5 protein-coding genes are annotated in these 5,025 nt (G+C 41.1%); 4 read left to right on the forward strand and 1 reads right to left on the reverse strand.

Features of this window, described 5'->3' with window-relative positions:
* Together NJ959_RS11635 and NJ959_RS11640 are read left to right on the forward strand one after the other, a co-directional pair.
* On the forward strand, positions 1–1,417 hold a 1,417-nt coding region (locus NJ959_RS11635), incomplete at its 5' end, for a tetratricopeptide repeat protein (protein ID WP_254011918.1).
* Entirely contained in the window at positions 1,399–2,454 is a 1,056-nt protein-coding gene (locus NJ959_RS11640) for a CHAT domain-containing protein (RefSeq protein WP_254011919.1), read from the forward strand. The genes NJ959_RS11635 and NJ959_RS11640, both read left to right, overlap by 19 nt.
* 118 nt (positions 2,455–2,572) lie before the next feature.
* Here NJ959_RS11640 and NJ959_RS11645 read toward each other — a convergent pair whose 3' ends face one another.
* The gene (locus NJ959_RS11645) at positions 2,573–3,592 is read right to left on the reverse strand and encodes an aldo/keto reductase (RefSeq protein ID WP_254011920.1); all 1,020 of its coding nucleotides are present in this window, start codon (positions 3,590–3,592) and stop codon (positions 2,573–2,575) included.
* 332 nt (positions 3,593–3,924) lie between these two features.
* On the opposite strand from NJ959_RS11645, the gene NJ959_RS11650 reads away from it, so the two are divergent.
* Both NJ959_RS11650 and NJ959_RS11655 read left to right on the forward strand, forming a co-directional pair.
* On the forward strand, positions 3,925–4,140 hold the full coding sequence (locus NJ959_RS11650; RefSeq protein WP_254011921.1) for a UPF0367 protein family: 216 nt from the start codon (positions 3,925–3,927) through the stop codon (positions 4,138–4,140).
* A gap of 165 nt (positions 4,141–4,305) precedes the next feature.
* A complete protein-coding gene (locus NJ959_RS11655) occupies positions 4,306–4,827 on the forward strand; it encodes an Rpn family recombination-promoting nuclease/putative transposase (RefSeq protein WP_254011922.1) in 522 nt (173 codons plus the stop codon).
* Positions 4,828–5,025 lie beyond the last annotated feature (198 nt).

Consider the following 5,025-nt stretch of genomic DNA (forward strand, 5'->3'; position numbering starts at 1 on the left):
GATCGCATATTATCATAACGCTTTGCGTATCCGTACCGAATCAGATTTCCCCCAAGATTGGGCACAGACTCAAAATAATCTGGCTAATGCCTACAATAATAGAATAGCAGGGGATAAGAGAGAGAATCTGGAAAATGCGATCGCATATTATCATAAGGCTTTGCGTATCTATACCGAATCAGATTTCCCCCAAGATTGGGCAACGACTCAAAATAATCTGGCTAATGCCTACTTATATAGAATAGCAGGGGATAAGAGAGAGAATCTGGAAATGGCGATCGCATATTATCATAACGCTTTGCGTATCCGTACCGAATCAGATTTCCCCCAAGATTGGGCACAGACTCAAAATAATCTGGCTAATGCCTACAATAATAGAATAGCAGGGGATAAGAGAGAGAATCTGGAAAATGCGATCGCACTTTATCATAACGCTTTGCGTATCTATACTCCCGCAAATTTCCCGATTGATTGCTTTAAGAGTAGTTTCTACTTAGGCAAACTCGGCTGGGATAATGGCAATTGGGAATTGGCTATCGAAGGTTACGAGATTGCTATCAAGGCAGTGGAGCAAAGCCGTAACTGGGTGATTGATGAACAACGGAGAGAGGAGATTCTCAAAGAATCTATTATAGTCTACGAAAGGATTATCCAAGCTTACCTGAATATCGGAGAAGTGGGGAAAGCTTTGGCATATACGGAACGTTTCCGTTGCCGAGGTTTGGCGGATTTAATGGCAAGTTCCCTATTTAACCAAGGGGGAGAAATCGATCCCAAAGTCCAACCTTTATTAATTGATTATGAGGATTTGCAAAAGCGGATTAATACTCTACGTTTTGGCTCTCAAACTGAGGCAAATCTTGTCTTAGCCGGGAGTCGCCAGTTGCGGGATGGGGAGGAGTTGGAGAAATATAAAGAGGAAATTGCTAATTTAACTGCACAGAAACAGGAAGTATGGAAAGCATTACGGAAATTAGATCCGGTTTTGGCTGGACAAATTGAGGTGGAATATCTGAGTTTAGAGCAGATGTGGGGGTTAGTTGAAAATAAGACTACTGCTTTGCTGAGTTTCTATACTACTAGAGAAGATACTCATATTTTCATCCTCCGCAATCAGGAGTCGGGGTTATCGGAGAAACTCCCTCAAGTTTATACTTGTCAGGGGCAGGGGTGGGAAGTATTGCAAAAATGGATATTTGAGAATTGGTTTAAACCTTATATTGGGGATAATGGCAAATGGCTGGAGAAGATGGGAGATTTTCTGGCGGAAGTTGCCCAGCGTTTGGAGTTGAATCGGTTAATTTCTCAGCATCTTATGGGGATTGAGGAGTTGATTATTGTGCCTCATTTGTATTTGCATCAAATGCCGTTTGCTGCTTTGCCTGTTGGGGGGGTAGTTTGGCAGCGGATGGGGTAACGGATGTAACGGATGGGGTGTCGGCAGCGGATGGGGTAACGGATGTAACGGACGGGGTGTCGGTGGTGAGGATGGAAATAGGGAATTCTATTTCCCCCACTCCCCAAGAAAAAGGGGATAATCGGGGGTTGGTGATTGGGAAGAAATCTTCGCCTCCAGTTAAGGTAAAGCCAACTACTTATTTAGGTGATAAATTCCGGATTCGTCTGATTCCTAGTTGCCAAATTCTCTACTATTGTCAGCAACGTGAGTCAATTGAAGTGCAACCGATGATGGGTATTGTGGAAGATGCGACGGAAGATTTAATTTTCACCCGCTACGAATGCGAAACTATCGCTAAATCTTATAAAGTTGCTCCCGAAATGCGATTGCAAGGGCGGCAGGCTACGGTTAATAATTACAAAACTTTAGCTAAACAAGTGCAAATCCTTCATTCGAGTCATCATGCTAAGTCTAATCCGATGAAACCGCTAGAATCTGTATTAAGATTGGGTGATGGTGTTCTAACTTTAGGGCAACTTCTCAGCCCAGGTTGGCGAATGCCGAATTTATTGGATGTCTTTGCTTGCTGCTGCGAAGTGAATTTTAACTTTAACGAAATTACCGATGATTTGTTAAGTTTAGCCACAGGTTTTCTCTGTGCTGGAGCCAGGAATGTTGTCTCTACTCAGTGGTCAGTAGATGACTTGGCAAGCGCTCTGTTAGCGATTTTTTATTATCATTTTCGTCGCGCTGGGATGAGCCGTTCTCAAGCTTTACAGGAGTCGCAATTTAAACTGCGCAATTTAACTGGGGAAGAGTTTGTCAGGGATTATCAGGGTGAGATGGCAGAGCATTTACAATATCAATATGATATGGCGATTTCTGCTTGTGATGAGGCGAAGTTAAGTGGAGATGAGGAGGAGTTTGAGAAATGGCAGGATTTAGGGGATAAGATTCAATTGCGGCTGCGGGATTTGAAGTCTTTTGGTGAGAAGGATTTGCCGTTTATTCATCCGTTTTATTGGGGTGGTTTTGTGTCTCATGGATTGGCTTAGGAAGTGGGGATTGGGGGGATAGATGGCAATTTCCATAACCACAACTTTTGTAGGGGTGTTAGCGAGAGCTAACGCCCCTACATATATTAATGTAATGGGAATATTTCTGTAGATTGAATCATCGCCGATATTCGTCCCCGCAATCGCCGATTAGTTGATATAAGTCTCGCGATTTAAGGGATACTGCTTTAATGCGATCGCAATCCTCTCCAGTTAAGCTAAAATCAAATACCTTCCCATTATCCTGTAAGTGTTCCGATACTCCTAGCCTTGCACCAATAATGACACCGCCAACAGCAGGTTGCTCTAATATATATCTGGTGGCGATATTAGAGATACTTACACTATGTTTAGTGGCAATTTCCTGAAGTATTGCCAGTAATTCTTGAAATAAACTCCAACCTCCCCAGGCATCGATCATATTTTTATATTTTCGCAAACTGGCGGTAGCAAATTCCCCGCTACGGGGTTCTGTTTTGCCCAAATATTTCTCTGAAAGTAAGCCGCCACAAAGAGTGCCGTAAGTAAATAGTTTAATATCGTGTTCAGTACAAAATTTTACCATATTTACTTCGGGACGGCGGTCAACTAGAGAATATTGTACCTGATTGGAGACAATTTTAATCCCGGCATCGATAATGATTTTCAGATGTTCCGTATCAAAGTTGGTTAATGCCAGATGCTTAATTTTACCTTCCTGTTGCAGATCTGTCATATACTTGAGAGCATCTAGATAATTTGGATCTCGATATTCCCACCAGTGGAATTGCATTAAATCCAGGCTATCTACTCCCATCCGTTTGCGGGAAATATCTATGTTATGTTCAACTATTTCCTTTGTCATTTTACCAGGTCTGGGAACCCATTTGGTAAAAGCTTGTAAGTTGGCTAAAGCTTCTTCCCCTCGCTGAAGTATTAGTTGACGGCGAAATTCGCCAATAAAGTCTTCCGCTGGGCCATAATGATCTGCTAAATCCCAAGTTGTGAAACCTTCATCCAGATAATTGAACATGGTTTGGATGGCTCGTTTGGGTTCAATCCTCCCGTGTGCCCCAGATACTTGCCACATCCCGTTTAGGAGGCGACAGATGTTTAAATCTGAGGTAAATTGCAGTCGGCTTGATGGGGGTAGATTCATTGTCAAATTCAAGTATTGTTAGTGGGTTTGGTTTGTTAATTATAACAAAAGTTTACAAAATAGAATATTTCTTGACTAACAGCTATGACTTCCGGGTGGGCTGTCCCCACTATAACTCGAAAAGCTTATTCTTACGTTGGTGAAGACAGCCTCCCTACATCTTGCTCATTTTTTTGAATTTATTTAACAAAAAATTTTTATCCAGATCGGGTAATTGTGTTAGATAATAGAGATATGATGAATGCCTGATTTAAGATCTGAGATTTAGGATTGGTACGATCGATCCCAAATCTTAAATCGATTCAGCCCACAATTATTACTGGAAATACCCAATGTTTGCGATTGAATTAACCATCAGAAACTCTAACACAATTCCCATGGTACAGCGTAAAGTAGAAGAGGATGCAAACGATTTATACGAAAAAATTTTGGCAGCCATCAATTCAGAAAAAAACCAAATTCTGAAACTAACTTGCGAACGCTATCCCAAGATGAAGATAGCTGTCTGGAGTAGAGATATTGCCGCCGTACAGTTATCTGAGATTTAGTGATTTTTGGTTATTGGTTGTTTGTTATTGGTTGTTTGTTATTGGTTGCTTACTCTCTTAATCATCTGAAAGAATACTGAATTATTTAACCACAAAGACACGAAGGAAGATAAAATAAAACTATTGCTATAATAGAAAAACGGTACAAACAATAGAGGTGGCAAAATGAACTTTATCAATCCTAAAACAGATTTTGCCTTTAAAAGAATCTTTGGCTCAGAGCAAAACAAAGACATCCTTATCAGTTTTCTCAATGGTATCCTCTATGAAGGAAAATCTACGATTAAAAACTTAGAAATCCTCAATCCTTATCAAGCCCCCAAAATTAGAGGGGTTAAAGACACATACTTAGATGTGAAAGCGGTTCTCGATAACGAGCAAACCGTCATTATTGAGATGCAGGTATTAAATGTAGAAGGCTTTGAAAAGCGGATTCTCTATAATGAAGTGGCAAATATAGCAACATTGAACCGAGAAGAATTAGAAGAATTGGAACAGCGGGAAATGTATCTTATAGATCAACGAAATGCCATTAAAAGAGCAGATAAACAAGGTGAGGAGCGCGGATTGCGACAAAAATCTCTAGAAATTGCAGCGAAACTTCTAGATATATTAGATGAAGCAAGTATCAGTCAGATCACGGGATTAAGCTTGGAGGAAGTGCAAAGGTTGAAGGAGGAAAGATAGTAGATTTTGACATATTTTTATACCACTGTTTGCAGTACTAAAAAGTTTAAATTGCTAAAAAGCTTGGGTGCGAATCGGATTATTGATTATAGCGATGCCTCTGACGGGCGTTAGCGCAGCGTCTCGAAGAGAAGCCATCGCCCTTCGCTCAGAAGTAGAGGGGGCTAGTGCCACTCCCCCACTCCCGATTCCCCACTC

Source organism: Limnofasciculus baicalensis BBK-W-15 (assembly GCF_024178385.1).
Lineage (GTDB): Bacteria > Cyanobacteriota > Cyanobacteriia > Cyanobacteriales > Coleofasciculaceae > Limnofasciculus > Limnofasciculus baicalensis.

What these genes read in the sequence shown, in the direction of transcription:
- NJ959_RS11650 (WP_254011921.1), top strand. Translation starts at nt 3,925, where the DNA reads ATGTTTGCGATTGAATTAACCATCAGAAACTCTAACACAATTCCCATG.
- NJ959_RS11655 (WP_254011922.1), top strand. Translation starts at nt 4,306, where the DNA reads ATGAACTTTATCAATCCTAAAACAGATTTTGCCTTTAAAAGAATCTTT.
- NJ959_RS11645 (WP_254011920.1), bottom strand. Translation starts at nt 3,592, where the DNA reads ATGAATCTACCCCCATCAAGCCGACTGCAATTTACCTCAGATTTAAAC.